We start from the raw sequence: 23426 nt of genomic DNA, 5'->3' as shown, positions 1-23426 counted from the left end.
CTTCTGAATATAAATTACTTAAAGAAATATGTAAAAAACATGAACTTAATCTCGATGATTGTATAAATTTAGCTATAGCTAATCTTTTATATATTTATAAAGGATTATAATAAATCTCTATATTTATTTGAGACGTCCAAAAGCCTCGGGAGCATCATCTTCACCGTCTTCAACAAATCCCGCGATATCTTGGCGTATTTATGCGCTAACCTCAACTTTATCGGATATCCGTGTTTGAAGAAGGACGCTATTACCTCCTCGGGCACGTATTCGGGGAACTCAACATAGAATACGGAATCGCCCTTCACGTAAGTCGCCAGAAAGCCCTTGAACTTGACAGGCTTAAGCATGGAGCCGGGCGGCTCGCCTCTGAGCAATAGCTCGGCCGCGTATAGCTCCGACGCGTAGCCCGAAATCTCCCTCATCCACTCGCCGACATCGCTATCTGCGCCTTTCCAGTATCTGGGCATCACGGGATCCTTAGATACGCCGATGACGAGTCCCCTGGGCTCGTTCAAGTAAGGCGTTAAGGGACCGTCGAGGAGGACGTAGCCGTCTAGGCCCAAAGCCCGCGTTATCTCTTGTATTCTTATATATTTATTTATATTTATTTTTTCATTTTTTCTAAAATATAATAAAATAGATTCATTATTAATATTATTATTTATAACTACTATATCTATTATTATAATATTCATGTTTCTATATTGCACAACGGCGTAGCCGGAGTCCACAGCCGCGTAGTTGGGCACGTCGCCGACTGGCGGCCTTAAGATTAAGTCCTTAAACGCCTCGGCCTTACGCGCAAGCTCCGCGATTTTGTCCCTATACTTCGGCACCTCGATCTCGGCGAGGCGCAGTATCTCGGATAAGAGGTCCTTCATCAATAAATCTCGCTGTATAGTACCTCCAACGCCTTGGCGATAGTGCCTTTGTCTATAACGCCGATTATATCGGCTAAGTAGCTCGGCAACGGCGCTTCTCCCTCAACGAATTTCTGTAAAGCCAGTAAAGACGACGACTTCTTATACCTTCTCCGCTCCTCCAGGACCAGCCTCTTTAGCTTCTCGGCTAACCTCCTCGCGTCCTCCTCGCCCGCGGCCCTCGACAATAGCTCCTTCTCGAGATACCCCATTTCTTGGTAAAGCGTAAGCGGGACGGCCCTTAGGTACAAGACGCCGTTTACCATAACGGCGACAGGCTTGCCCGTGAGCTTTCCCCATCCCACCACGGCATCTCCTTTGGCTTCGCCCACTGCGACTACCGATCTCAACTCCCTTCCTCCGAGGACCACCACGTCGTAGAACTCGTAGGGAGGCCTTGCATCTACGACTATCTCGGCGTCGAGCTTGAGCTCGCCCTCCCTTATCACTAGGACTTTAGGAGACATACCTCTTAGCTATAAGGCCGTTCTCGGCCATTAGGTCCAAGTATTTCATCACCGATTTGACGTCAAGAGACGCCTCGGCGGCTAGTGAGCTCGGGTCCAGCTCGCGTCCAGGCCCCTTGGAGGCCACTGCGTAGAGGAGCTGATATGGTACATTCAGCTCTGCGGCTTTCCTCTTGAGGGTAACCTCTGCGTCTTCCGCGGCGCCTAGCCTCGCCTTGACCCATTCGGCCACATTCCTCCTCAGCTCAACGGCCCTTCTATGCGCCTCGTACTCCTCCCTGACTTTGACCGAGTAGAGCTTGAGCGTTACTAGGTAGTCGTCCAGCCAAGGCTCGGGCAAGTTGAGGAGCACGCCGAGATCGGCCTCCACCGAAACGCCCTTGCCGAGCTCGAGGGCTAAAGGCCGTATGGAGCTCCACACCTCTCTTATCTCCTCCACGCTCCTCAACACGGAACTCTCCCTTTCGACGACCCTCTCGTCCAACGCCATGAACTTTATCCTCTGCGGTAGCCTCTCCGCTATCGCCTCCAGCTTGTCCACCAACTCTTTCTTAGCCCTGAGCTCCCGTTCCAGCTCCGCCCTCGCCTCCTCAGCGCGTTGTTGGAGGTCCAACGCGGCCTCCTTGAGGCGCAACAAAGATAGCGCGTACCCCCTCGCGTCCGAGAACTCCAGCTGTAGATCTCCTACCTCGAGCCTCTTGGACATTCTGATCTCCCCGAATATCTTGCTCTTCAGGCTGACCGACGCCTCCGCGCGCTTTAAGACGTCCTTGTACAGCTCTCCGAGATATCTACGCGCGTCCTCTGTGTTGAATTTAACGTATATTTTATCGCCTTTGGGGACTAGATGGCTTGTGTAGACCATGAGGGCTATTAAGTCGTCCTCGCGTAGATCCCTCCACAAGTTGACGGGGAATAGGCGGGCTATCATGGATTTGAGCTCCCTCTCGTGAATCTCGCCTTCTATCCTCCTTAGCAGAATATCGACTATTCGAGGGAAGGCCGTCATCCCATCCGGAGCCTGGCCGGAGATCAACTGCTCGGCGGCCTTTAATAGGGCGATCTCCTTCCTCTCCTTGCCCCTCTTGAGGGCGAGGGTGTACTTGAGCACATTCTCCCTAGCCCTCTCCCTGTTCAGCCTTAAACTCTCGGCGAGTTCCAGAGGCTCCACTTCTTTGCCTAATACCTTATTTACTTGATATTTAATTATTTTCATTTTTAATTTATCAAGTTTATCTGCACCATAAATATTTAAAAATAAATATTTTTCTGAAAGATCTATATATGAATTCTTCCAACTTATTTTGAACAAGGGAGACAACGCGTCTTCTATCTCCTCGGTCAATAGCGTGTTCGAGAAGATATATCCTATAACATAATCTATTGGATAACTTTCTATAGATCCATCTATTATAATTTTATTGATAATATTTTTAATATTAATTAAATCATTTTCTCTTTCTAGATATATTAATAATATCAGTTCTCTGAAGCCCAAGTTGTTATACCATATAGCTTTCCCGCAACACAGCCTAGTCCTTATGCCGTTGAGCTCAAGTATTCTTTCGATCTCGTTCGTGAACGAGTTGGGATCTTGTAATTTATCTAATAACTCCTTGTTTAATCTAACTATGTCATCCCTTTCCGTCTCCTTCGCGATGATATCTTCAATTATATACGCCTCTCCCGCCGAATACTCCTCCAACTCCTTTATCCTATCGCCGCTGGCCAAATATATCCACAATTCGCCGTTCTCCACCATCGTGTAGTATAGATTGGGCTCGTATGACGCGTTTTTCTCGTCGAGCGGGTCTATCTCCTTACCTCTTAATCTTAAGTAATTATTCAAAATATTTATTGCTTCTTTATCTTTAAATGGAATTTTATATAAATATATTTTTTTAAATATATTTAGATACTTTTCGTCTATTTCCTTCACCGGAATGCCCGAGAGGGCGTACTCGACCAGCTCCTTGTCTTGAACCTCCACGCCCTCCTCGGCGGCTAGATCGCCTAGGCCTCCGCCTCTGTTTTTAAGCTCGAATAGCCTTGCGGCTAACTTCAACAGATATCTAGGGCTGACCTCGCCTTTCTTCAAGGCTATGTTGTAAAGCGCTGCCAGCTCGTGTAACGTGAACGGCCAGAACTTGTCCCTCCTCTCGGTCTTCACATAGGCGTCTAGCCTAGACGCCACGACCTCCAAGAACAGCCAGAACGGGAATCTGGTGTCCAGGACTATCTCCCTATACACTCTGCCCGTAGTTATGTCGAAGACGTCGGGGACTATGTTCTTCAGTATAGTGTAGTACACCTGCGGCGTCAACGCGGTGATGACCAAGATCTTGTCGTATCTATCGGGCTCCTTCAATATATGCGGATAATTTCTGGGCTCCAACAAGGCCCTCACAACAGATGCCAGATCCATGACGGCTTGTCTGAACTCGTCGCTGGAGAGAGCGCCGAGCTTGTGCATGGCGGCGAGCCTTGACAGCTCGTCGGCCTCGTCCACGAGCACTACCAAGGGAGCTCCCCGTTGCTTTAACTCCAAGCTTTTCAAGAGCTCTCCCTTAAAGCTATGGGACAAGGCGACTCTCACCGTCGTCAAGCCTCTGGATCTCGCCTCTAGCTGGACCTCGTCGAGGAACTCGCTCTTGCCGTACCCATAAGGCGCCACTACTACGGCCAATATGTTGTTCCTAGTCCTGGCCAGCAACTCGAAGAGCTCGACTACTTGTCTCAGCTCCTTCTCGAAGCCTAGCGCCCTATGTAGTCTATGAACGTGGGTGACTCCCGATGGATTAAACGGCGAGTCCAGCAAGTCTAACACGCATAGCGATGCTCTTGCTAATATATTAACTACAGATAAAAACTAAAAACGGCCGTTTGGAGCGGACCAATGCCAGTGGAGCATTGCGATTTACAGAGGCTTCATGAAATATATGAGGTAGAGCTTGATTCTTTTAAAAAAGAAGATATATATAGTATTGATTTACTTAAATTCCTCTGTTCGTTTTGTTACAATACATCATATATATACACGGAGGGCGGGAGGGTGCTAGGGTATATTATCACTTGCATTGAGGACGCCTCAGCCCACGTGATCTCCATAGCAGTGAAGCGCGAGGCCAGGAGAAGGGGCATAGGATCGGCCTTGTTGTGCACAGCCTTAAGCCTTCTGGGAAGCGTAAAAAAAGTATATTTAGAAGTTCGTATAAGTAATAAAGAAGCTATAAGTTTATATGAAAAGGCTGGTTTTAAGATAACAGAAGTTCTCAAAAATTACTATTCTGATGGAGAAGATGGATATAGGATGGAGCTCGTTGATAGGAAACTCGCCGAAGCGTTTTGTCATAAATAATTTATTTTCTTCTTAAAATATATTAATAAAACTTTAATATATCTAGAAAATATAGTTTTATTATAAAGTAGATCTACAAGTTCTTCAAATGAAATATCACCAGCCAAGTATAGGTTCTCTAACAAGTCCACGCCTATCTTTCATTGAAAAGCACCGTAGCTTTTAAGCGCATATCACTCTGTGAACATATGCGTCGTCTCTGGCTCTAGAGGAGGGACTGGAAAGACTACTTTTAGTTTTATATTAGCACATGTTCTAGAATATATATTTAATAATAATATAACTATAGTAAATTTATCAAAAATTCCTTATAAGATAAAAACAAGCCTTAAGATCTCAGACGACGTAGTGGAGGACGAGTTGGCAGTCTTGGACTTCCCCGCATTTAGGCTCGACGATCGCAATATGCTCTCGTATTTCCTGCGTTGCAAAAACGTAGTGTTCGTGGCCGATGAGGATCCGCATACATTGGCCTCTGCTAAGTTCTATTTAAAATTAACAAAAACTCAAATACTTGGGATTATTATTAATATGGTAATAAAAAAACCAAGAATAAATTATTTATTTTCATATAGGAAATTAGGTAGTGTATATGTAGTTCCTTTCGACGAGTCGTTGCGCATATATAGAGCTAGCGGCGTCGACCCTATTAAGATCAGAAGCCCTGCCGTGGTCCGCATGATAAAGGCCGCCGTGGACGTCGCGAGGAAGGTTTAATATGAGAAGCGGCGAGATAGGGCGTGAAGGGGATCGTTGTGAAGGCCGACGGCGAGAATGTGCTGTTAGTGGCTGATACTCACGTGGGGTACGAGGCTGAGCTCAGACTCAGGGGAATATATGCCGTGAGCCAGACCGATAGGCTGTTAAACGATCTGAGGTCGTGGGGCGAAGAAGTCGGCGCTAGCACCTTGGCCATACTCGGCGATATAAAACACGAGTTGCCGGTGCCCAGAGAGACGGCGGCCGAGGTCAGACAGTTCCTGAAAGAGCTCGCAAAGTCCTTCGAGCGGGTGATCTTAATACCGGGCAACCACGATGGGCTAATCGAGGAGATATCGCAAGGAATAGAAGGCGTCTACTTGGCCGACAGCAGGGGCGTGTTGCTCGAGGGCTCCAAGACCCTATTGTTATTACACGGCCACGCGAAGCCGCGGCTTGAGGACTTAATCAAGGCGGAGTTCGTCGTGATGGGGCATACCCATCCGGCCGTATCGATTGTCGATGAAATTGGTTATGTTGCTAAAGAGCATGTTATACTTAAAATAATACAAAATAAAAGTATATTAATAAAAAATATATATAATACATCAATTGATCTAGATGATAAAATTAAAATAATCGTGTTGCCCGCATCCCATCCGCTAATAACGGGCTTCGACGTATCGGATTTACCCGAGCTCGCCGGAAGCGATAGGACGTTGTTGAAGTACGTGGAGCTGAAGCCCGAGCTAGTCGAGGTCTATCTGACGGACTTCACGTATCTGGGAACGTTGGACTTATTCCTCAAGGAGAGGGGGCGAATCGAGGACGACGTTCGGCTTGAGATGGTGTCGTCATAGATCAGGTGCTGCCCGCTCACCTCATCGCAACGTCTTGTGAGGGGATATTTAAATCGTATTTGAGGAGGTGCGATACCCTCTCGGACTCCTCGAAGTTCTCGTTCAAGCGTATATAGCCTATTCTTATACATGATGCTTTATGTAAAGATTTCTCGGTCCTTGAAGATGTGTATATAATAGCCTTCTTCCTATCGTAGTATATCTTCTTGAACACGCCGAGGCCTATCAAGAAGCCGTCTCCGTCCTCTATGCCTGCCAAAAGCCCTTTCTCGAACCCCTCCGGCAACCCGAGCACCTTGAAGGCGTTGAGCCTCCTCGCTAGCCATTGGTCGGTGATCACGTAGAGCGTGCGGCCGACTTGATTCGCGTAGAACACCTTGGCGTTGATGCTCCGCGATATCATGAACTTGATTTCGTTGTTTACGTCTACGCCTTTGAACAAGTCTATATTACATAGGGGGATTTTCTCTAGATCGACTGATATCTCCCTCAGAGGGAAGATATAGCGGGCATAGCTCATCTCGCGGTGGATCTTCCTGTCTTCTCTGCTTCTGGAGCCTACGGCGGGCGGCGGCCTCGTAGAGACGACGCGAGGAAGCCCGTTTAATATTCCGTCGAGCTCGTTGGCGATTTTGATCGCCAATATGTTGCTCGGCCCCACCGCGGCCAACAACGCCCTCTTATAACGGATCGCCTCCTCGTCGGAGACCCAGCCGTCCGTGTTTACTATGATAGATTCGGCGGACCAGGCGCTTCTCGCATATGCTATGAGCTTCCTTATGGCCTCTACGGCGCGGGGCCATATCCGCTCGAGGCTCGTGGACTGCATGAACACGGACTTCTCCGCTTGTACTTGCCGCAAGCTCGTTATGGGCCTAGTCACTCTACCCGCCGATATGGTCGTGGGGGGCCCTATATCGTTCTGCCCCACATCGGCATCTATAACGGCCACCTTCAAGCCGCGCGAAAGCGCCTTGTTGGCTAAGACTGCTGTCATGGTGGACTTGCCGACGTCTATAGCCCCCACGACGACGGTGATCCCCCTTAGGTCCATGCCGGAGGCCGCGGCCTCCCACTCGTCAATGACCTCCTCATCGGGCTTCGCTCTCTCCAGAACAGCGTTCGGCCCTAATATAACGCTGACCTTGGCCCTTTCAATGGCCTTAAACGCCAGCTTCCTGGCCCTCAACACGGTGAAGTACTGGCCGCTGGAGTAGAGGGCGCCCACGGCGTAGACCACTCCCTCCACTACGTCGATTCTTGCCGGGCCCTCGACTCTGAAAATCTCCCCTGGCTCCATTAGATAAGTCTTCACGTCCTGTTCACAAAACCAGCCTTTTTAGCCTTGAGGGGCTTCCGCCGCGACGCGAGACGTCGCAACCTTAGCGGGCCTGCGCGGTTTCTACTCGCAACGTTGTAGAACCTCAGTTTTTTATTTAGCCGTAGGTCTATACCCGTGTCTTGTCGCGCCACGTTGCAGGAGCTCGCTTGTCTCTTCCCCTACTTGGATAAGTCGGGAGATTACCTATACGCTAGGGGCATCACCCTCGAGAGCGCGTTGCAGTCTGAGGCGATAGTCGAGAGGGCTATACAGATAGTCGAGAGATCCTTGAGCAGATATAAGCCGGCTCTCTGCGTCGAGGACCAAGAACTAGAGGCCGCGGCCGCTAGGCTGGCCCTCTACATAGTGGCGGCCTCCTCTAACGCCTACGCGTTGCGGAGGTACGCCGATGCGCAGAGCAAGGCCTTTACGTATAGGCTTAGGAGTACGCCGGGCATACAATCCTATGAGTGCAAAGCCGAGATAGCCTCCGATTTAGGCGTGGAGGTGGTCTTAACGAGAGACGTCGTGAAGGGCTCTGTGTTGGCCGTGACTAATCCTGTTGCCGTCAAGTGGACACATTACGTCAAATATGCCCCACAAGATCCCGATTGGTCCATGATAAATAGGCCAGTGGTAAAGGGCTGGGTGTTGTTGAAAATAGACGAATTGGAGAGGGTTTTGGAGGAGGCCTACGAGGAGAAGATCTTGAAGCTCGCGTCCAGGGACGACGTGGGGTATATAGCGAGCCTTCTGGGCAAAGTCGAGAGGGTGAACTCGCTTCTGGCGAGGCTGAGATCTTATAGACCGGTCACGGTTAGACCTAGCGCTTCTGGCGAGATGCCGCCTTGTATGGCTACAATAATAGAAACGCTTAAACGAGGGGAGAACCTACCCCACGTGGCCCGCTTCGCCATAGCGACTTATCTATTGAAGAGCGGATGGGATGTAGACCGCGTAGTTGATTTGTTTAGATCGTCCCCGGATTTCAACGAGAAGATAACGCGTTATCAAGTCATGCACATAGCCGGACAAGTCGGCGGTAGGAAGGAGTACTCCGTCCCCAACTGCGAGACCATGAACTCGTGGGGGCTCTGCCCCACTAATTTAGGATGCGGTATCAAGAACCCGTTGCAGTATGGACGTCGAAGAGATAGCGTCGCTGTTAAGGAGAATAGGGCTTGAGAGGATATTGGCGTTAGAGAAGGGGGATCCGCAGTACTCATCAGTATGCGCTGTGTGTAAAAACAGGGGGGAGAGGGAGGCTGCCAAGCTGGTCATGATGAACGCTTTGATCAGCTATAGATTGAGCGGCAAGGGCGAGGAACACTGGGAGTACTTCTCGAAGTACTTCTCTCGGAAAAGACGTGGTGATCTCTGCGCGGAGTTCCTCGATTATATAAAAAGCAGCCCATACTTAGCGTTGGGGAGGAGCGCCCGCGTCAAACGCGCTTTGAGCGTGTGCGGATACGAGCCCGATCTAGATAATCTACTCAAGACGTGGAAACACTTAATAATTATACTAAATACTAATTATGATGCAAAGACTATTGTTTTTACTATTAAAATGTTAAATTATGTTTATGTTTGTTGTAGAGGTGTCGACAGAGCACTTCCGAGCGAAATACCCATACCTGTGGACTACAGAGTGGCCAAGCTCACGTCTTGCTTGAAGCTAGTGGATTTATCTCCTGAGGAGGCTTTGAGGAGACACAAGGAGGTACAAAGAGTCTGGGATGAGGTGTCTCGAATCAGCGGCATACCCCCTCTCCATATAGATACGTTGCTCTGGCTGGCCGGGCGAGTTGTGTTGTACGGCGATAGGGCCTATGAGGTCCCCGAGGAGTTCCTAGAGCTTGTGAAGAGATTTTGCGGCGGCCAAAGATAGTTTTTCTATCTCCTTCAAGCTCCTTCTAGCCGGCACGTCCTTGACAAGGATCACTACGTCTTTATCTATTTTTACATACCCGGCGTCTGCCAAGCGTTTTAATAAATCCCGCGCCGTCTCTTCCCCAGCCCAGAACTGTAGCGCTCTATATGAGCGAAGGTATTTCGCCTTAGACCTACCGCCTCTGGCCGCCAGCTCTTCGAGCACGTACAACGCTATTTCGGACAAGAGCCTCCTCCTATCAGCAACGCTCATAGTAGCCCGAGGATAGATCTAACTCGATACAATCCTCGACAACTTCGCCTTGGAACAACGGCACGCCGGCAAGCACCGCGGCGGTTATTAACATGAGATCCACCGACTTGGACACCACGGCCGCGGGCGCATTGCCCTTAATGGCCGCATGCCAGAGGACATAAGGGCCGACCGTCGAGCCTCTCACGTAGGGCACAGCGAGTATCTTGCCGGATACCTTGACGCCGGAGATCTCCCCTGTCTCCGGGTTTAAATCGCCGAGAAAGGAAATAGGGCCTAGCCTCACTACGTCGGCGCGCACGCGCCCAGTTCCGCCTACCACCGGTCTAAGCGTAGGCATAGTCTATACACTTCATGGTCTCGCAGGGAATAGCCTTCACTCCGTGCAGTCTCGGTATATAGTACACCGACTTCATCGAGTCCGTGGCTATTACCCTATACTTCCTAGTATGCGGGGACACCACTAGGCACGAGCCGGCGAATACATAAACGTTATACTCCCTCAACCTATCTACTAACTCCTTGAGGAGGCCGTAGACGCCCGGCGATGTCGATATATATACGGGCCTTCTAGCTGGTCCTCTTTCCAATACAATTTTCGCTATTCTTAATAATGAATCTATATCTATATGAGGACAACCTATATATATTATATCAGGATTATCCATATCTTTTAGATAGCGAGAGAGGTCGCCCTCAGCTACGACGAGCTTGTCCTTGAACTCGGCCATGGCTAAGTAACGTTTCCAGTTAGGCGTAATCCCCTCCACGACTGCGGCCACGATAGAGGAATACGTAGAGAGTGCCGCTGCGAACTCCCTCTTGGCCTCCTCCTCGGGCAACTCCAACCCTGAGAAGAACGGAATGCCGGAGCCCAGAGTCTCGCCAACAAGAGCGCCCAACAAGCCGGCCTTAAGAGGATCGGCCTTGATCTTGACCGACACCAACGCCGTGGGCCTCCTGCCCTCGAGCGTGTACATCTCGGTCCTAGGCGCGAAGCCCGCTATGGCTGATAGTAGGGCCAAAGGGCCGGGGTTTTTGTCGGACCAAGCATCTCTGAAGGTGTTTATGTAGGTTATCGCGTTGGACTCAGCCCATGCGTGCATGGTGCCGGGCCTGACCCTCAAGAACTCGTACGGGGCGCAGGTGGATATGGGCGAAATGCCCATCCTCACGAACGCGTCTATGACTCTACGTTGCCCCGCCGCGAACTCGCGCGGGACCTCCAACACCGAGGATATATCCACGCCTGCTGGGTTTGACGTCGTGAAGACCTTGACCCTAGCGCCTGACGACGCCAGCGATTCTATGAACCTCACGCCGTATTCCCCCAACGTGAGATAGGACACGCCCGATATGTGGGCCGTCTCCACCTCGACCACCTCGCCGCCGGATACGGCGTCGGCGATCTTGCGGACCGCCTCGACGGCGTCTATCATGGTATCTTAGCCTTCTCGAACATACGGGGGTCTCTGTCCAAAGGCCTTGTGGCGTCAACGCCGACTTTATACGTGAGCCCCTCCTCGTTAAGCGCCATCGGGTCTAAGGTAGAGCCGCGGGCGTAGGGTATCACGAAGAGCCCCCTATCCGCCCTGAATCTAGTGGCTATAGCCCACTCCACGTCGCGCGGGTCGTCGGGGTCTATATCGTCGTCGACCACCACCACGTGCTTCAGGCTGGGATGTGCGGCGAACGCGGCAAGCGCGGCGTTCTTGGCATCCCCCTCGACGTTTTTCCTTATCGATATGACCGCGTGTAGCCAACCGAAACCGCCGGCCGTCAGCCTCACCTTGACCACCTTGGGCACCACGGACGAGACCGCGCGCCATATTTTGGCCTCCCTTTCGAACCCCATCAACAGCTGGTGCTCCCGACCAGCTGGAAGCAGGTAGTGGACTACTGGGCTATTCCTCAAGACGTATATGCGGCTTATCTCGACCACAGGTTGCTTCCTGACCAAATCGTACGTCCCCACGACGTCGACGTAGGGCCCCTCCTCTGCCAGTTGGTCCGTTATACACCCCTCCATGATAACTGAGGCGAGATAGGGCGCGGGGACTCCGTTCTCCAACTCCACGACCTTCAAACCGCCCATGAGCCTCGCCGCCACCTCCAGCTCGAAGACCCCGTAAGGCGGAGAGGACGCAGCGGCGAGCAACACCGCGGGGTGGACGCCCCACGCTATCGACACCGGCGTGCATCTGCCCAGTTCCCGCCACTTATTGTATATACTGTAGAGGTGGCGGGGCACTACCCTTATGACGGCCTTCCTATCGCCTATCGGAGTGAACCTGTGTATGGACGCGTTGTATACCCCCTCCGGCGACCTCGCCGCGATCACGGCCGACGTTATATAAGGCGCGGCCTCCTTCTCGTAATATTTAATTAAGGGCAACTCGCGGAGCGAGCCCAGAGGCCTATAGTCGTCGGTCCAGGAGCCGACGGGCTCTAGCTTGCCGGGGTTCTCCTCGGCGCCCAGAAGCGCCCTGTAGGCTTCCTCATCGCTCTTGGCCCCCAATAGGGCCAAGAGCTTTGGCCTATCATCGAGCAAGTTGCCGACGCCGTCTATGCCAGGCCCTACTTGTGCGAAGTACGGCGTATGTCTTCCCTCAGTCTCCTTGAGTATCCGCGCTATCCTGAAGCCTTCATAGGGCGGGTCGTAGCGTTTGAGGTCCGCTAGGCCTCCAACGTAATCAGCTAGGGACACTGGTTGTAAGACTCACTTATTAAAAGCCGTCGTCCGATAACCTTTAATAGTGATCCTTAAAGGAGGGGCATGTCGGAGGGAGAGGAGTGGAACTTCCCAGAGGATTGGGAGTATGCGGGAGGCGTGCCTGAGCGGACTCTAAAGGTGAAGGCCAAATGCCCTAAGTGCGGCCACACGTTCGAGGTCGATATAGGGGAGAGTTGGTACAACATGGGGTTCAGCATAGCGTGTCCCAAATGCGGCTATCAATTCCCGATAAACATGTACGGACAAATAGTGGGCGAGGTGAAGCCGCAAAGGAAGAAATAATACAGGTATAGTTTTCCAATATCTCAAAACCGCTAAAAGTGGTGATTTAGTATGTTCAGCTTAAGGATTCATGGAGCCTATAAAGAAGATCGAAGAGGGCTTGAAGGAGCTCTACGCCGCCAACGCGGGCAAGATAGAGCGCGAGCCCGACGTGGACATCTACGAGCAAGGCGAGAATTTGCTCATATTGGTGGATCTACCGGGCTTTAGAAAGGACTCGATAAAGGTGAAGCTCTTCGAGCACGCCGTGGAGATAACTGCTTTGCCCAATGCCGACATGCCCGGCCGCGCCGTGTTGAGGGAGAGGGCCTCCAACTTCCCGATACAAAGGCGCATAGAGTTGCCCTTCAGGTTGAGGGTGGACACAGCCAGGGCGATATACAAAGACGGCGTGCTCCAAATATCGGCCGCCAAGGCCGGAGAAGTCGGCACGGCCGAGCTCAAGATAGATTAGAGCTTGGCCCACCTAAACCCTATTAGGACGACTTCGTTGCTCGGTTTTAGCACAGTGGCTAAGGTGAACGTCTTTTTCACAGAGTGGGACAACCTGCCCCCTCTCGCTATATCTATAGCGCTTATGCCCCTGTCGGGCTCCAAGAACACGACCACCATCGGCGCGTGGTCTATGCCGGGCCCCTTCTCGTAGACCGAGAACAAGGCGCCAAATTTCAAGCCGGATTTAACGATATATCCCAGTTCTCTAAAATACTTATATATAGAATATATTTCATTGAAATTTTTAAGGTTCTCAGTACCTATTTTTTTGAGATCCTCCGCGTCGAGCTTCCGCGATTCGTCGTACACCTCTAACACGCCCTTTTCGACTAAGTAAAGCGCCTCGTATAAGGAGAGCACCAGAGGCGATTCTATTTTGTCCACCTCCTCTAGTTTGACCTTGTCCTTGAGCAAGAACTTGCCGTAGAAGCCGCTCTTGTAGAGCCTCCGCGCCTCCTCTACGTCCTGGACTAATACGGCCAGCCCTCTTAGAACGCCCTTCATTTAGCTTTTCTTCTGACGGTGACCACCGTGCCCTCCGCTATCCCCATGGACCTTAAGTCCTCGGGATTCGCCCAGATCTCGTTTTGGGGGACCTTCTCGTCCGGGACCACTCTGAACGTCCTCCTCTTCTCGCTCTCGGCCACCTCGGCCTCCTCCGATCCGAGCTCCTCGGCGATTGATTTGTTGATCTTCACAGTGTCCTTCTCGACGTCTTCGACGCCCTTTATGCGAAGTCTTCTTTCCCCTCTGCCGGATTTCTTCTCCTCCTTTTGTGGTTTCAAGAACGGGGGCACTAAGACTTTACGGCCCCTCTCCACCTCGCCCATGTCGTCACTGACTCGTGTTAATTTAAGGGTTTCTGAAAGGAACGCCGCCGAGCTCGGCCGAGATTTCGTCGAACGGCCTCCCCGTCCTCACCTCCCTCGCGAAATCCACGACCTTAGCCGCCTCGATCCTCACCTGCTTCCGCGAATCCCTATCCCTCACGGTCACCGTCCCGTCGATAGGCGTTTTCTCGTCTATGGTCACCGCTATGGGCGTCCCGATCTCGTCGCATCGAGCGTATCTGCTACCTATGGTCCCCTCGTCGTCGTATACGGCCGTGATGGCGGCTCGCCAGAGCCTTCTCGCCAAGTCCATGCCTATTTCCACGTATTCGCTACGTTTCACAATTGGGAGGACGCACGCCGTAATGGGCGCCACGTCGGGCGGCAATTTCAAGTACCTCCTATCGCCGTCGATCACCGCTGAGCTCTCGAGGACTACGTACAGTATTCTGTCCAGGCCGAACGAGGGCTCCACCACGTGCGGTATGAACTTCTCGACGTCAGTCTTTCTGACCTCGCGTTTTATGAAGACCATCTCGCGGGTTATCTCGAAGCCGTCGACCTCGACTCTTCCAACGCCCTTGGAAAACGCCTCCGCGACAACTTGTGAGTTCCTCTGTATTGCCTTGACGACATCGCCGATCTTATCGCCGTATTTTTCCCTGATCGCGCCGGGGTTCGGATACACCCTGACCTCCTCGACCTCCTTGGCCTCCTTAAGCCTCCTCTCCAGATACATCTCGTGACCGCTGTATTCCCCGTGTCTGGAGAGATCGTAATCGGTCCTGTATGCGTGGCCCGATACTTCGACCCAGCCGAACCTCTCCGTCAAGACCATCTGGTCGTACGACTTGGCCGAGTAGTGGGCTCTCTCGTGGGGGAGCTTGCCGAGGAACTTCTGCCTCTCCAGAGGGACTCCCAACTCCTTCATGAACTTAGCCGCGAGTGCCATGAAGAAGGCCATCCACTCGTTGGCGTATCCCCTTTCCACGACCTCCCTCGCCGTTAAGTACAACGGGTCTGTCTGGCCCTTGGCCACTAGGTCCTCGGGCACTATGGGCACCTCGAGGTTCTCCACCTCCGAGAAGTAGGGGCATTTGGGGTTCTGCGGGTCGAAGAACAGCTCTATCTCCATCTGGGAGAACTCCCTGAGCCTTATCAAGCCTTGTCTGGGCGAGATCTCGTTCCTCCCCACTCTGCCTATCTGCGCCACGCCGAACGGCACCTTTCTGCCCATGTAGTCGGCCAGCCTGGGGAACGCCACGAACATGCCTTGCGCGGTCTCCGGCCTGAGATAGCCGTATTCGTTGGCGTAAGGTCCAATGGTCGTCTTGAACAACAGATTGAATTTCTCGGACTTGCCGAGGGGGCCTCCGCACGCAGGGCACCTTATTCCGTACTTGGCGATTATCTCGTCTAGTTGTTCCCCGGAGAGGCCCTCTAAGCTCAGCCTTATGCCCTTCGGGGAGAGGGCCTCCTCTATTAAGTGGTCGGTGCGGAACCTCCTTCCGCATTTCTGGCACGCGACCACGTAATCCGTGAAGTGGTCGAGGTGGCCCGACGCCTTAAAGACCACTTCGGGCATAATTATAGGTGTCTCGACCTCTATTATGATGTCTTGATAGGGCAAGACGAACGTCTTGCGCCACTTCTCGATTATATTACGGCGGGTGAGGACGCCGAGAGGGCCGTAATCGTAGAACCCCCCGACGCCTCCATATATCTCGAAGGAAGGCCAGTAGAAACCCCTCCTGATAGCCACGTCAGCCACCAGCTCGCTCCTCTGCATGGGGGGCCGAGAACGCGTTATTAATTAATTTAAGGCCGCGTTGACGCCGCGTCGTGATCGCTGTGTGTAGGGAGGACGAGGTGAAAATGGTGGGGGCGCCCATGGAGGACACCCTCAGCTTTAAGCCGGGCACTAGGTTCGCGCCAGCTAAGATAAGACAAGTATTGCCCTATTTGGAATATAACACGGCTTTCGGCAACGTCTACAGCCCATGCGACGCGGGCGACGCAGATCTATTGAGGGGCGAGCCGGTTGAGAACTTGAGGCGTATAGAGGGCCTTTTAAGGCGCGTTGGACCGCCTTGGGTGATGATAGGCGGCGAGCACACAGCTACTTTGGCCGCCCTTAGGGCCTTGAGGCCTAGGACGTATATCCACATAGATGCCCACATGGACACAAGGGGCGAATGGCCGCCGGGCCAGAAGTTGTCCCATGCTACGTTTGTCAGAAACGCCGTCGAAGAGCTCGATATTTATGTAATATATATAGCAGTAAGGGCCTTCGACGACGAGGAGCTCAAGTACGCCAAATCGAGGGGCTTCTACGTCGTGGACGGAAATAGGGAAATATCCAGGGGACAGATCCTCGACGCCTTGTCCACGGCCAGCGGCACGACCTACGTCTCCTTAGATTTAGACGTGATGGACCCCTCGGAATTCCCGGCCGTCGGGACTCCGGAGGCCGGCGGGTTGAGCTTTAGGGATCTAGAGGGGATTTACATAGACGTATTGCTAAGCGTTAAGCCGGCCGCTGTGGACTTAATGGAGTATTCTCCTCCCTATGATCCCTCGGACATAGGAGCCGTCAAGGCCGTGAGGCTTATGTTAACCGCTGTCGGAATATTGCGTAAGCTCAGATCGCGGGGATCCTCTTGACCATCGGCGATCTGACCTTGAGGATTATCTTGTAGTTACAATAAGGACATCTTATTCCCGGTAATATCTCCATCTCGCTTCTCGAAAAAGTACGACCACATCTCATACACATGTATATCTTGCGTTCGCCGGACGCCTCAGTCGTCGGCTCGCCCAACGTCATCTCCTCGCCGCCCTCCTCGCTCATAGGCGCCGATACGGCCGGCCTTTATAAAACTACCTCTCAACGTATAGCTCTCTTATCCTCTCGACGCCGTCCACCTCGTCTATTACCTCTGACACAGCCCGCGGGACTAGCTCGCGCCAGCCCTCGTCGCCAGAGGCTATCATCTGCCTAATCCGCCGGCCAGACAAGATCTCCCTGTCGAAGAACGGATGTTCCATCGTCGGCACACCCGCATATCTCAACGCGGCCCTCACGTAGCCGTTATTCGAGTACGCTATCTCAAAACGAGGGCACCAGTGCTTCACGTAGGCGCCCCACAAGCTCGACCCCCCGTTCGTGTCGGGCACGCCGCACAAGGTGAAGCGTTTGCCGAACGTGCGCAAGAACATCTCAATCCTCTCCCCCAAAGTGAAGGGGTTGTCCCTAGTCACGCCCTTGTCGGCTGAGCCTATGATCACCAACACGTCGTCGTAACGCTCGGAGAGCCACTCGAGCACCTTGACGTGGCCCAAATGCAGAGGCTGAAATCTGCCTATGAACGCGGCCCTCACGTGATCGAGTTTCAGGCAGTTTTTAAATCAGGCAGTATGCCTCTTCGTCACGGATAGGCCGCGAGCTACTTCATCACGTCGGATTAAAATAAGGGGGTATAATTCCTTAGGCCTCCGCGCAAACCACACGTCTTCTCAACGCCTCGTCCACGACTTTCCTGATGCCGCGCCAATGCGATCCTTCCCAATACGCCGATCCGCAACTAGGACATCGCCAACACTTGCTCGAGCGTACTGGGTGTCCCATTATGCTCTCGACTTCGGGACAAGGCGCTTCGACGAGCCTCGCGTTGCATTTAGGACATCGCGTCTCCTTGAAAGGCTCTACTTCTAATATTCTCAGTAAGGCCGATATCCACTCCACGTGGTCGTCCGTCAACAACAACACAGCTGGCCCTTTACGTCTCTTGAATAGCTCTTTATCCCTAGTCACCAATAGACACCTAGTGGACGCCAGCTCCTCGTCCGACGCTAGGCTGTATCTCGCATCGACGCCTATTATCCTCAACCAACGCGCCAACCAGCCCAACATGGCGTCGACGGCCACGCAATTGGGCGGAGGTCCTCCCTTGTAGAGGCAGCTCACCACGTCGAGAACTTCGCCTTGACCTCGTCCCAAGGTAAAGGAGAGCCCGAGCCCCATTCGTGGACGTTAGATGGGCCCGGAAGCGCCGCTATTATCTCGTCCACGAGCTGCTCGGCCCTCCACCTCCTGGCCAGCTCCTTGGCCAGTCTGCTCTTCTCCAGCGATCCAGGCGTTAACACTACGTACTTCTCGGCTAGATGCTGTATGGACTTAGTCGGCGCAGCCACCACGCGCCTCACGCCGCCGTCGTCTCTGACCCCTACCGCTAGCTCTAACCTGACGTTTCTTACGTAGTTCTTAGAACCGTATATCATGAAGCTGCCCTTGGCCAAGTATTCCCCGGAGGGGGGCTGCTTGCTGACTTGCCTCCCCGGCACGTAGAAGACGTCAACGGCGTGTATGCCGGCCTTCCACGCCTTGCTGTACGAGGCGGCGAATCGCGCTATTTCGAGCAACGCCATTTCGTCGTCGGTGGGCTTGGCCACCACGGCGGAGGCGCCCGGCACGTCTGCGTGGAAGAACAAGTACTCGTCCCTCAAGTAGCGCCTAACCAGCGACTCATTCTGGGACGCGTCTCTGCCGCCCAACGCGGGCACCTCGCCTAAGGCCAAGAACCACCTGTACTTCTCGAACCAAGCCCGCTCGACGGTCCTCCTAGCTTGCTCCGCCGCCATCCTCTCGACTTCAATCCTCTTGTTCTCCAGATCTGCTAACTCCTCTTCGAGCTTCTTGAGGACCTCCTCGGCCCTATCCGCCTTTCTGGCATATTCCTTTGCCTCCTCGAACAACGCCTCTATTTGTTTACCCACTGGGCGGTTGAGCCTCAAGGAGAACCTCAATCCGGAATACTCCATGACGACTTCCTTATTGGACTTGTTTACGTTTACTATACGTATACTTGTCTTCACTTCTTTATCGCTCGAAAGGGCTTGTAGGACCTCCTCCAGCTCGTACTTGATCGAAAGCAGAGTCCTCGCTAAGGCGTACAGCCCCTCGCTCCTTTTCTTGTACTCGGCGATCTCCTCCCTCAGTTTATTTATGGACTGCTCGAGCCTTGCCCTCTTGGCCCTCAACTCGGCCGTCTTCTGCTCCACTGCCCTCCTGATCTCCAAGTCCCTGAAGTACCTGTCAAGGGCTTTCCAGAAGGCGTCGTACGCCTCCTCCCCGTCGGTTTTTATGGACAAGTACTTGATCGGCGTGACTGAGATGGGTTGTCCGCCGGAGAGGTAGACGGTTGGCTTGAGCTCGCCCCTTGTCACCTCCTCCACTAGTGCGTCTAGGGCCTTCAGGAGATCCTCGGCTGAGCTGCTCGAGGCTCTGGCCAGTACCTCCTCGGCGACTTCGGGCCCCAGTCCCAGCTCCCTCGACAGAGCCCTCTTAACGTCCGACGCCCTCTTCAGGACGTCCAAGGCCGCGTCCCTCCGGCCGAGCGGATCCACGTAGGGCATCGGAGGGGACACGTACGGCGCGCCAACTTTCAGTTCTCTATCTTTGCCCTTGTAGTAGTGATCTAGCCACACTACTTCGCCACCCCTCACGGCTATGAGGTTGAAGGGCTTCAGGAGCTCAGCGATGAGTTCCACTTCGCCGAACTTCAACACTAACAACTTGTCGAACCTGGGCACGACTACGTCGATAAGCCTCTCGTCTCTTATAAGGCCCCTTAAGGTCTCGGCCCCTCGATAGTCGCGCTCGCCGACTATGCCCGTCAAGGACGCTCTGACGTCGTTGATTACTAAGTATTGACCTCCCGAGAACTTGAACAAATACCCAGAGGGTGTCGTGTATATGTTCTCGACTCGCCTCCCTACTAAGCTCTTTATCTCCCTGGCCGAGGCCAGTATGTCGACGACGGTGAGCGAGGTCTTCACTGGACGAGCCTTACGCCGTGTTTTTCAAGTATCTCCCTCATCAGAAGAGCGTCTTGATCCAAGAGGGGTGATTCGCAGATCAGAGTTATCGACATATCCCTTTTGGCCAACTCCTCGGCCAGGGGCTCAAACGGCGGCATGTTCATGGATATGGGTTCGTGCTCGTCTACGTACTTTCCGTTCCTGTACTTAACCGACGTGAAGTGCGTGTGCATGTGCTCATCGCCGAAGGCCGTGCGCCAGAGGTCGAGCACGCTCCCGTAATCTATAACTCCGTTGTTCCTGGCGAATAGATGTCCCCAATCCACGACAGGCCTAACCCTCCTCAGCTCCTTGGCGAGCGCGAACGCCTCCTCGACGCTACCGAATTGGTTGTTCCTGGCAGTTATCTCCACGCCTACGACCACGTCGTCGATGCCCTCCTTCGACATCTTGTCGATCAACTCCCCTAGCCTTGTCTTGACGGCGTCGTAGCACCTATCGGGCCCCAGCTTGCCGTAATACGCTGCGTGGACCACCACGATCCAAGCCCCCATCCTATGGGCCCTATCCACGGAGTCCCACAACCTCTTCATGGAAGCATCGGCCTTCTCGTCCGAGCACAAGTTTATGAAATACGGGGCATGGACGGACAGCTTAACGCCGAGGTCCTTCGCGACGGCGCCGACCTTTTCCGCAATGTCGGGCCCCATCCTCACGCCTTGGACGAACTCGACCTCCATGGCGTTGAGGCCCAGCTCCTTGACGGCCCTAACGCCGTCGAGCGTGTCCTTGGCCTTTTTGACGTATTTAGGTATCCCCGCGGGCCCCAGCCAAACTCTAGCCACGTGGGGTTGATGTCTATTTTAAAAATGTGGTTAAGGCTTGGCCGTGAGGAGGGCGCCGGCCTTTGACGAATCGCTCGGCCTGGAGTGGTACGTGACGGACACGCCGCCATGCGGCGGCCGTATTAAGGAAAGGCCCGAGGACTTTGTCGTAGAGGAGGTGCTGGAGGGAGGCGCAGTGGTCTCGACGTCGGGCTTCGGCGGGATACAGCAGAGGCCTGGGCCTTGGCTATGGGTCCACGTGGTGAAACGCGACTTGGACACGTTGAAATTGATAGAAACGCTCAGGAGGTCGTTAGGGCTGAGGAGATCCGATATAGGCATAGGGGGTATAAAAGACGCGAGGGCCGTGACGTCCCAGATAATCTCGCTCCTAGGGGTAAACGTAGAGGATTTGCCGAAGATACAAGGAGTCGACTTCAAGGGAGCTTGGCGTATGGACTCGCCGATATCGCCGTCTAGGATAGAGGGGAATAAGTTCACCGTAGTTATAAGGGATATAGACGCGGATTGTGCCGCCGAAGCGCTACGGGCTCTAGCGGAGACGCCTCTGCCAAACTATTACGGCTATCAGAGATTCGGCACAATTAGGCCCGTCTCTCATCTGTTGGGCAAGGCGCTCGTGAAGAGGGACGCCGAGGAGTTCTTGAAGGCGATGTTCTGCGAGATATTCGACGCCGAGTCCCCCGCGGCCAAGGAGGCGAGGGAGCTGGCTTGTAGAGGCGATTATCCCAAGGCCCTGTCCAAAATGCCCAAGTCCATGGTCGAGGAGAGGAGCCTCTTGAAGGCCTTGGCCTCGGGGCGAGACCGGTGGAACGCGATTATGGCCATACCGCGCGACGTCCTCAAGATATACGTCGAGGCGTATCAATCCTATTTGTTCAACAAGATGTTGAGCCTTAGGCTCGAGGAGGGCCCTCTAGGAATCGCCGATGATGACCTAGTGCTCGTGAACGGCTATCCGGTCCCTGCAACGCATGCCAAGGACGAGGCGCCAGTCTTGCCGGTGCCCGGCGCCGGCCTAATAGTGCCCGAGAGCCGCGCAAGGCGATATCTCGTGAGGGTCCTCAGAGAGGAGGGCTTAGAGTTAAAGGACTTCGCGTTGGCCAAGATAGGAGCCTCGGGCTCCTATAGGCGTATCTTCATCTCGCCTATATGGGAGTCCAAGGAGCTGGGCGCCAGGACGGCGAGGCTCTCCTTCAGGATGCCGAGGGGCAGCTACGCCACGATAGTGCTCAGAGAGATAATAAAGCCCGAGAGGCCCCATCTCCACGGGTTCTAGCCCCAGCAAGAGATATATTCCGAGAGGTTCCTCACTATCGTGATAGTAGTGTCGGGGCCTGACGCCGTGCCCGAGATAAACAGGAAGGACGCCTTGTTGTTGTTAGCAGTCCACAGCTACATCCCAGCCCCCTCTAACCCGCGCCCGGAGATCATCGAGGCGGTTTTGGAGAAGCTCCAAGGGCGAGATGTTACGATAACCTTCTCTATGCCTAAGAGCTATTTTGAAAAAGCTGTCAAAATATTGGGTCTAGAAAAACTTGCGGCTAAGTATAAGGCCAAAATAATACAAGTTCAAGGAAATGCCAAGGAGAAGATAGAACTACAATCGCCGACGGGGCGAAGAGTGCAGGTTAAAGTGCTCCAACAAGCCCTCGACGATTCCCTCATGAAGATAGCTCTGGCCATGCCGGTGAGTCACTCCCAAGTGATCGTGTACTTGACTATGCCCACGGCCGCGTTAAACGTCGTCGACCCCAAGGACTCCCAGAACCTCTACGAAGGGTTTAGGCCGCTCTATAAGCATATAGCGGACATATACAAGATGGAGAGGAACGTAGTCTGCTTAATAGACGGCAAGTTCGTAGTCGAGGGGGATGGCCCCGTCAAGGGCTTCCAGAGGTACTGGGGGCTCACGATCTTCGGCGACAACTGCGGCGAGGTCGATTACGCGACGGCCTGGGGCCTTGGCGTGCCGCCGTTCGATTTGGGGTACCTCTATTTCTATTTCGACGGCAAGGAGCCGTCCTTGGAGATCCCTAAAATGCTCGCGGAGAACAGGACCAAGATAAAGCTCTCGTCGAACGTGGGAATTCAACTATCGTGGAAGCGCCAGATCTAGCGCCGGCCCGCGGACTACACAACTATAGAAGCCAGGTTAGCTATACTAGGCCATCTAAGCGCCGCCTCCATGGCGACGGGCCCTCTGATCTCTGTCCCCTTGGGGTCGCCCTCTGGCGTCAACAAGACCACGGCGTTGTCCTCGAAGGCGACCCACGTCCCGTCAGGCCTTCTAAAGGGCCTACGTTGTCTTATCACCACGGCTCTGAAGATTTGTTTCCTCAGCTCAGGCTTGCCCTCCTTGACCACGACCACCACCATGTCGCCAACCCCGGCGCCTTTGACCCTCCTATGAGTCCCCTTGGAGATGTGGCCAACGACGCCTATGACCCTCACCAGCTTAGCTCCCGAATTGTCGGCTACTGGGACTATGCTGTTGAGGAAGACGCCCGGCGTGACGTGGAAGCGGTAGCTCACTCCTACCTGCCTTTTGCCGCCGCGCTTCGCCATGAAAGCCTCGAACTGTGAAACTTTTAATCTTTATGGGTCAGTGATCGCGGTGATGCGACGCGTTGGTGTATGAGCGATGAT

At 53.3% G+C, this 23426-nt stretch carries 27 protein-coding genes; 10 read left to right on the top strand and 17 right to left on the bottom strand.

All coding sequences use genetic code 11. The features are described 5' to 3' along the window. Positions 1-104 precede the first annotated feature (104 nt). Genes ACZ5PA_RS03630 through ACZ5PA_RS03620 form a run of 3 tightly spaced genes read right to left on the bottom strand, consistent with a single transcriptional unit; the run spans position 105 to position 4217 of the window. Positions 105-884: a nuclease NurA gene (locus ACZ5PA_RS03630; RefSeq protein WP_464930921.1), complete on the bottom strand. Its 780-nt coding sequence runs from the start codon at positions 882-884 to the stop codon at positions 105-107. Next, positions 884-1390 carry a hypothetical protein gene (locus ACZ5PA_RS03625; RefSeq protein ID WP_464930920.1) on the bottom strand — a complete coding sequence of 169 codons (507 nt, stop codon included), beginning with the start codon at positions 1388-1390 and terminating at the stop codon, positions 884-886. The genes ACZ5PA_RS03630 and ACZ5PA_RS03625 overlap by 1 nt, the downstream gene beginning before the upstream one ends. Continuing rightward, positions 1380-4217: an ATPase gene (locus tag ACZ5PA_RS03620; protein WP_464930919.1), complete on the bottom strand. Its 2838-nt coding sequence runs from the start codon at positions 4215-4217 to the stop codon at positions 1380-1382. The genes ACZ5PA_RS03625 and ACZ5PA_RS03620 overlap by 11 nt, the downstream gene beginning before the upstream one ends. A gap of 69 nt (positions 4218-4286) precedes the next feature. Here ACZ5PA_RS03620 and rimI point away from each other — a divergent pair, with 69 nt between their 5' ends. The 3 genes from rimI (at position 4287) to ACZ5PA_RS03605 (ending at position 6307) form a co-directional block, all read left to right on the top strand. After that, positions 4287-4748, top strand: coding sequence for a ribosomal protein S18-alanine N-acetyltransferase (gene rimI, locus ACZ5PA_RS03615; RefSeq protein WP_464930918.1), 462 nt, complete (start codon positions 4287-4289; stop codon positions 4746-4748). A gap of 348 nt (positions 4749-5096) precedes the next feature. Beyond that, positions 5097-5465, top strand: coding sequence for an ATPase (locus ACZ5PA_RS03610; protein ID WP_464930917.1), 369 nt, complete (start codon positions 5097-5099; stop codon positions 5463-5465). A gap of 23 nt (positions 5466-5488) precedes the next feature. Further along, entirely contained in the window at positions 5489-6307 is an 819-nt protein-coding gene (locus tag ACZ5PA_RS03605) for a metallophosphoesterase (protein WP_464930916.1), read from the top strand. A 16-nt stretch (positions 6308-6323) separates the two neighbouring features. On the opposite strand, the gene ACZ5PA_RS03600 is transcribed toward ACZ5PA_RS03605, so the two are convergent. After that, positions 6324-7622 (bottom strand): Clp1/GlmU family protein, encoded by a 1299-nt coding sequence (locus tag ACZ5PA_RS03600; protein ID WP_464930915.1) that lies wholly within the window; start codon positions 7620-7622, stop codon positions 6324-6326. A gap of 141 nt (positions 7623-7763) precedes the next feature. On the opposite strand from ACZ5PA_RS03600, the gene ACZ5PA_RS03595 reads away from it, so the two are divergent. Both ACZ5PA_RS03595 and ACZ5PA_RS03590 read left to right on the top strand, forming a co-directional pair. After that, positions 7764-8813 carry a DNA primase large subunit PriL gene (locus ACZ5PA_RS03595; protein ID WP_464930914.1) on the top strand — a complete coding sequence of 350 codons (1050 nt, stop codon included), beginning with the start codon at positions 7764-7766 and terminating at the stop codon, positions 8811-8813. After that, positions 8767-9516 (top strand): N-glycosylase/DNA lyase, encoded by a 750-nt coding sequence (locus tag ACZ5PA_RS03590; protein ID WP_464930913.1) that lies wholly within the window; start codon positions 8767-8769, stop codon positions 9514-9516. The genes ACZ5PA_RS03595 and ACZ5PA_RS03590 overlap by 47 nt, the downstream gene beginning before the upstream one ends. On the opposite strand, the gene ACZ5PA_RS03585 is transcribed toward ACZ5PA_RS03590, so the two are convergent. From ACZ5PA_RS03585 to ACZ5PA_RS03570, 4 genes are read right to left on the bottom strand one after another with little or no spacing between them, the layout of a single operon-like run. Then, a complete protein-coding gene (locus ACZ5PA_RS03585) occupies positions 9478-9771 on the bottom strand; it encodes a hypothetical protein (protein WP_464930912.1) in 294 nt (97 codons plus the stop codon). The genes ACZ5PA_RS03590 and ACZ5PA_RS03585 overlap by 39 nt on opposite strands. Then, positions 9758-10111, bottom strand: coding sequence for an aconitase X swivel domain-containing protein (locus ACZ5PA_RS03580; protein ID WP_464930911.1), 354 nt, complete (start codon positions 10109-10111; stop codon positions 9758-9760). Before ACZ5PA_RS03580 ends, ACZ5PA_RS03585 begins: the two co-directional genes overlap by 14 nt. After that, a complete protein-coding gene (locus tag ACZ5PA_RS03575) occupies positions 10098-11210 on the bottom strand; it encodes an aconitase X (protein WP_464930910.1) in 1113 nt (370 codons plus the stop codon). Before ACZ5PA_RS03575 ends, ACZ5PA_RS03580 begins: the two co-directional genes overlap by 14 nt. Then, positions 11207-12478 (bottom strand): UbiD family decarboxylase, encoded by a 1272-nt coding sequence (locus ACZ5PA_RS03570; protein ID WP_464930909.1) that lies wholly within the window; start codon positions 12476-12478, stop codon positions 11207-11209. Before ACZ5PA_RS03570 ends, ACZ5PA_RS03575 begins: the two co-directional genes overlap by 4 nt. Positions 12479-12547: 69 nt before the next feature. On the opposite strand from ACZ5PA_RS03570, the gene ACZ5PA_RS03565 reads away from it, so the two are divergent. Both ACZ5PA_RS03565 and ACZ5PA_RS03560 read left to right on the top strand, forming a co-directional pair. Beyond that, complete coding sequence (locus ACZ5PA_RS03565; RefSeq protein ID WP_464930908.1) at positions 12548-12787, top strand: hypothetical protein; 240 nt, start codon at positions 12548-12550, stop codon at positions 12785-12787. A 70-nt stretch (positions 12788-12857) separates the two neighbouring features. Next, positions 12858-13241 (top strand): Hsp20/alpha crystallin family protein, encoded by a 384-nt coding sequence (locus ACZ5PA_RS03560; RefSeq protein ID WP_464930907.1) that lies wholly within the window; start codon positions 12858-12860, stop codon positions 13239-13241. Here ACZ5PA_RS03560 and endA read toward each other — a convergent pair. Genes endA through glyS form a run of 3 tightly spaced genes read right to left on the bottom strand, consistent with a single transcriptional unit; the run spans position 13238 to position 15901 of the window. Continuing rightward, on the bottom strand, positions 13238-13786 hold the full coding sequence (endA, locus tag ACZ5PA_RS03555; protein ID WP_464930906.1) for a tRNA-intron lyase: 549 nt from the start codon (positions 13784-13786) through the stop codon (positions 13238-13240). The two genes, ACZ5PA_RS03560 and endA, sit on opposite strands and share 4 nt — an antisense overlap. Beyond that, on the bottom strand, positions 13783-14112 hold the full coding sequence (locus ACZ5PA_RS03550; RefSeq protein ID WP_464930905.1) for a hypothetical protein: 330 nt from the start codon (positions 14110-14112) through the stop codon (positions 13783-13785). Before ACZ5PA_RS03550 ends, endA begins: the two co-directional genes overlap by 4 nt. Positions 14113-14134: 22 nt before the next feature. Beyond that, a complete protein-coding gene (gene glyS / locus ACZ5PA_RS03545; protein ID WP_464930904.1) occupies positions 14135-15901 on the bottom strand; it encodes a glycine--tRNA ligase in 1767 nt (588 codons plus the stop codon). An 86-nt stretch (positions 15902-15987) separates the two neighbouring features. On the opposite strand from glyS, the gene ACZ5PA_RS03540 reads away from it, so the two are divergent. Beyond that, positions 15988-16776, top strand: a complete 789-nt coding sequence (locus ACZ5PA_RS03540; RefSeq protein WP_464931271.1) for an arginase family protein — start codon at positions 15988-15990, stop codon at positions 16774-16776. On the opposite strand, the gene ACZ5PA_RS03535 is transcribed toward ACZ5PA_RS03540, so the two are convergent. The 5 genes from ACZ5PA_RS03535 to ACZ5PA_RS03515 all read right to left on the bottom strand — a co-directional run bounded on the left by ACZ5PA_RS03535 (position 16754) and on the right by ACZ5PA_RS03515 (position 20777). After that, positions 16754-16939, bottom strand: coding sequence for a DNA-directed RNA polymerase subunit P (locus ACZ5PA_RS03535; protein ID WP_464931270.1), 186 nt, complete (start codon positions 16937-16939; stop codon positions 16754-16756). The two genes, ACZ5PA_RS03540 and ACZ5PA_RS03535, sit on opposite strands and share 23 nt — an antisense overlap. A gap of 53 nt (positions 16940-16992) precedes the next feature. Then, positions 16993-17493 (bottom strand): nicotinamide-nucleotide adenylyltransferase, encoded by a 501-nt coding sequence (locus ACZ5PA_RS03530; protein WP_464930903.1) that lies wholly within the window; start codon positions 17491-17493, stop codon positions 16993-16995. Positions 17494-17599: 106 nt separating this feature from the next. Continuing rightward, on the bottom strand, positions 17600-18079 hold the full coding sequence (locus ACZ5PA_RS03525; RefSeq protein WP_464930902.1) for a Mut7-C RNAse domain-containing protein: 480 nt from the start codon (positions 18077-18079) through the stop codon (positions 17600-17602). Continuing rightward, complete coding sequence (rqcH, locus tag ACZ5PA_RS03520; RefSeq protein ID WP_464930901.1) at positions 18076-19950, bottom strand: ribosome rescue protein RqcH; 1875 nt, start codon at positions 19948-19950, stop codon at positions 18076-18078. The genes ACZ5PA_RS03525 and rqcH overlap by 4 nt, the downstream gene beginning before the upstream one ends. After that, complete coding sequence (locus tag ACZ5PA_RS03515) at positions 19947-20777, bottom strand: TIM barrel protein (protein ID WP_464930900.1); 831 nt, start codon at positions 20775-20777, stop codon at positions 19947-19949. The genes rqcH and ACZ5PA_RS03515 overlap by 4 nt, the downstream gene beginning before the upstream one ends. Before the next feature lie 43 nt (positions 20778-20820). On the opposite strand from ACZ5PA_RS03515, the gene truD reads away from it, so the two are divergent. Both truD and ACZ5PA_RS03505 read left to right on the top strand, forming a co-directional pair. Continuing rightward, positions 20821-22056 carry a tRNA pseudouridine(13) synthase TruD gene (gene truD / locus ACZ5PA_RS03510; protein WP_464930899.1) on the top strand — a complete coding sequence of 412 codons (1236 nt, stop codon included), beginning with the start codon at positions 20821-20823 and terminating at the stop codon, positions 22054-22056. 39 nt (positions 22057-22095) lie between these two features. Next, positions 22096-22896 carry a DUF362 domain-containing protein gene (locus ACZ5PA_RS03505; protein ID WP_464930898.1) on the top strand — a complete coding sequence of 267 codons (801 nt, stop codon included), beginning with the start codon at positions 22096-22098 and terminating at the stop codon, positions 22894-22896. Between the two features lie 14 nt (positions 22897-22910). Here the strand turns inward: ACZ5PA_RS03505 and ACZ5PA_RS03500 are convergent, their stop codons facing one another. Continuing rightward, the gene (locus tag ACZ5PA_RS03500) at positions 22911-23345 is read right to left on the bottom strand and encodes a 50S ribosomal protein L14 (RefSeq protein ID WP_464930897.1); all 435 of its coding nucleotides are present in this window, start codon (positions 23343-23345) and stop codon (positions 22911-22913) included. Positions 23346-23426 lie beyond the last annotated feature (81 nt).

The organism is Thermoproteus thermophilus, from assembly GCF_055392855.1.
Note: the sequence above shows the minus strand (reverse complement) of the source record. Positions and strands in the feature narration are given on the sequence as shown.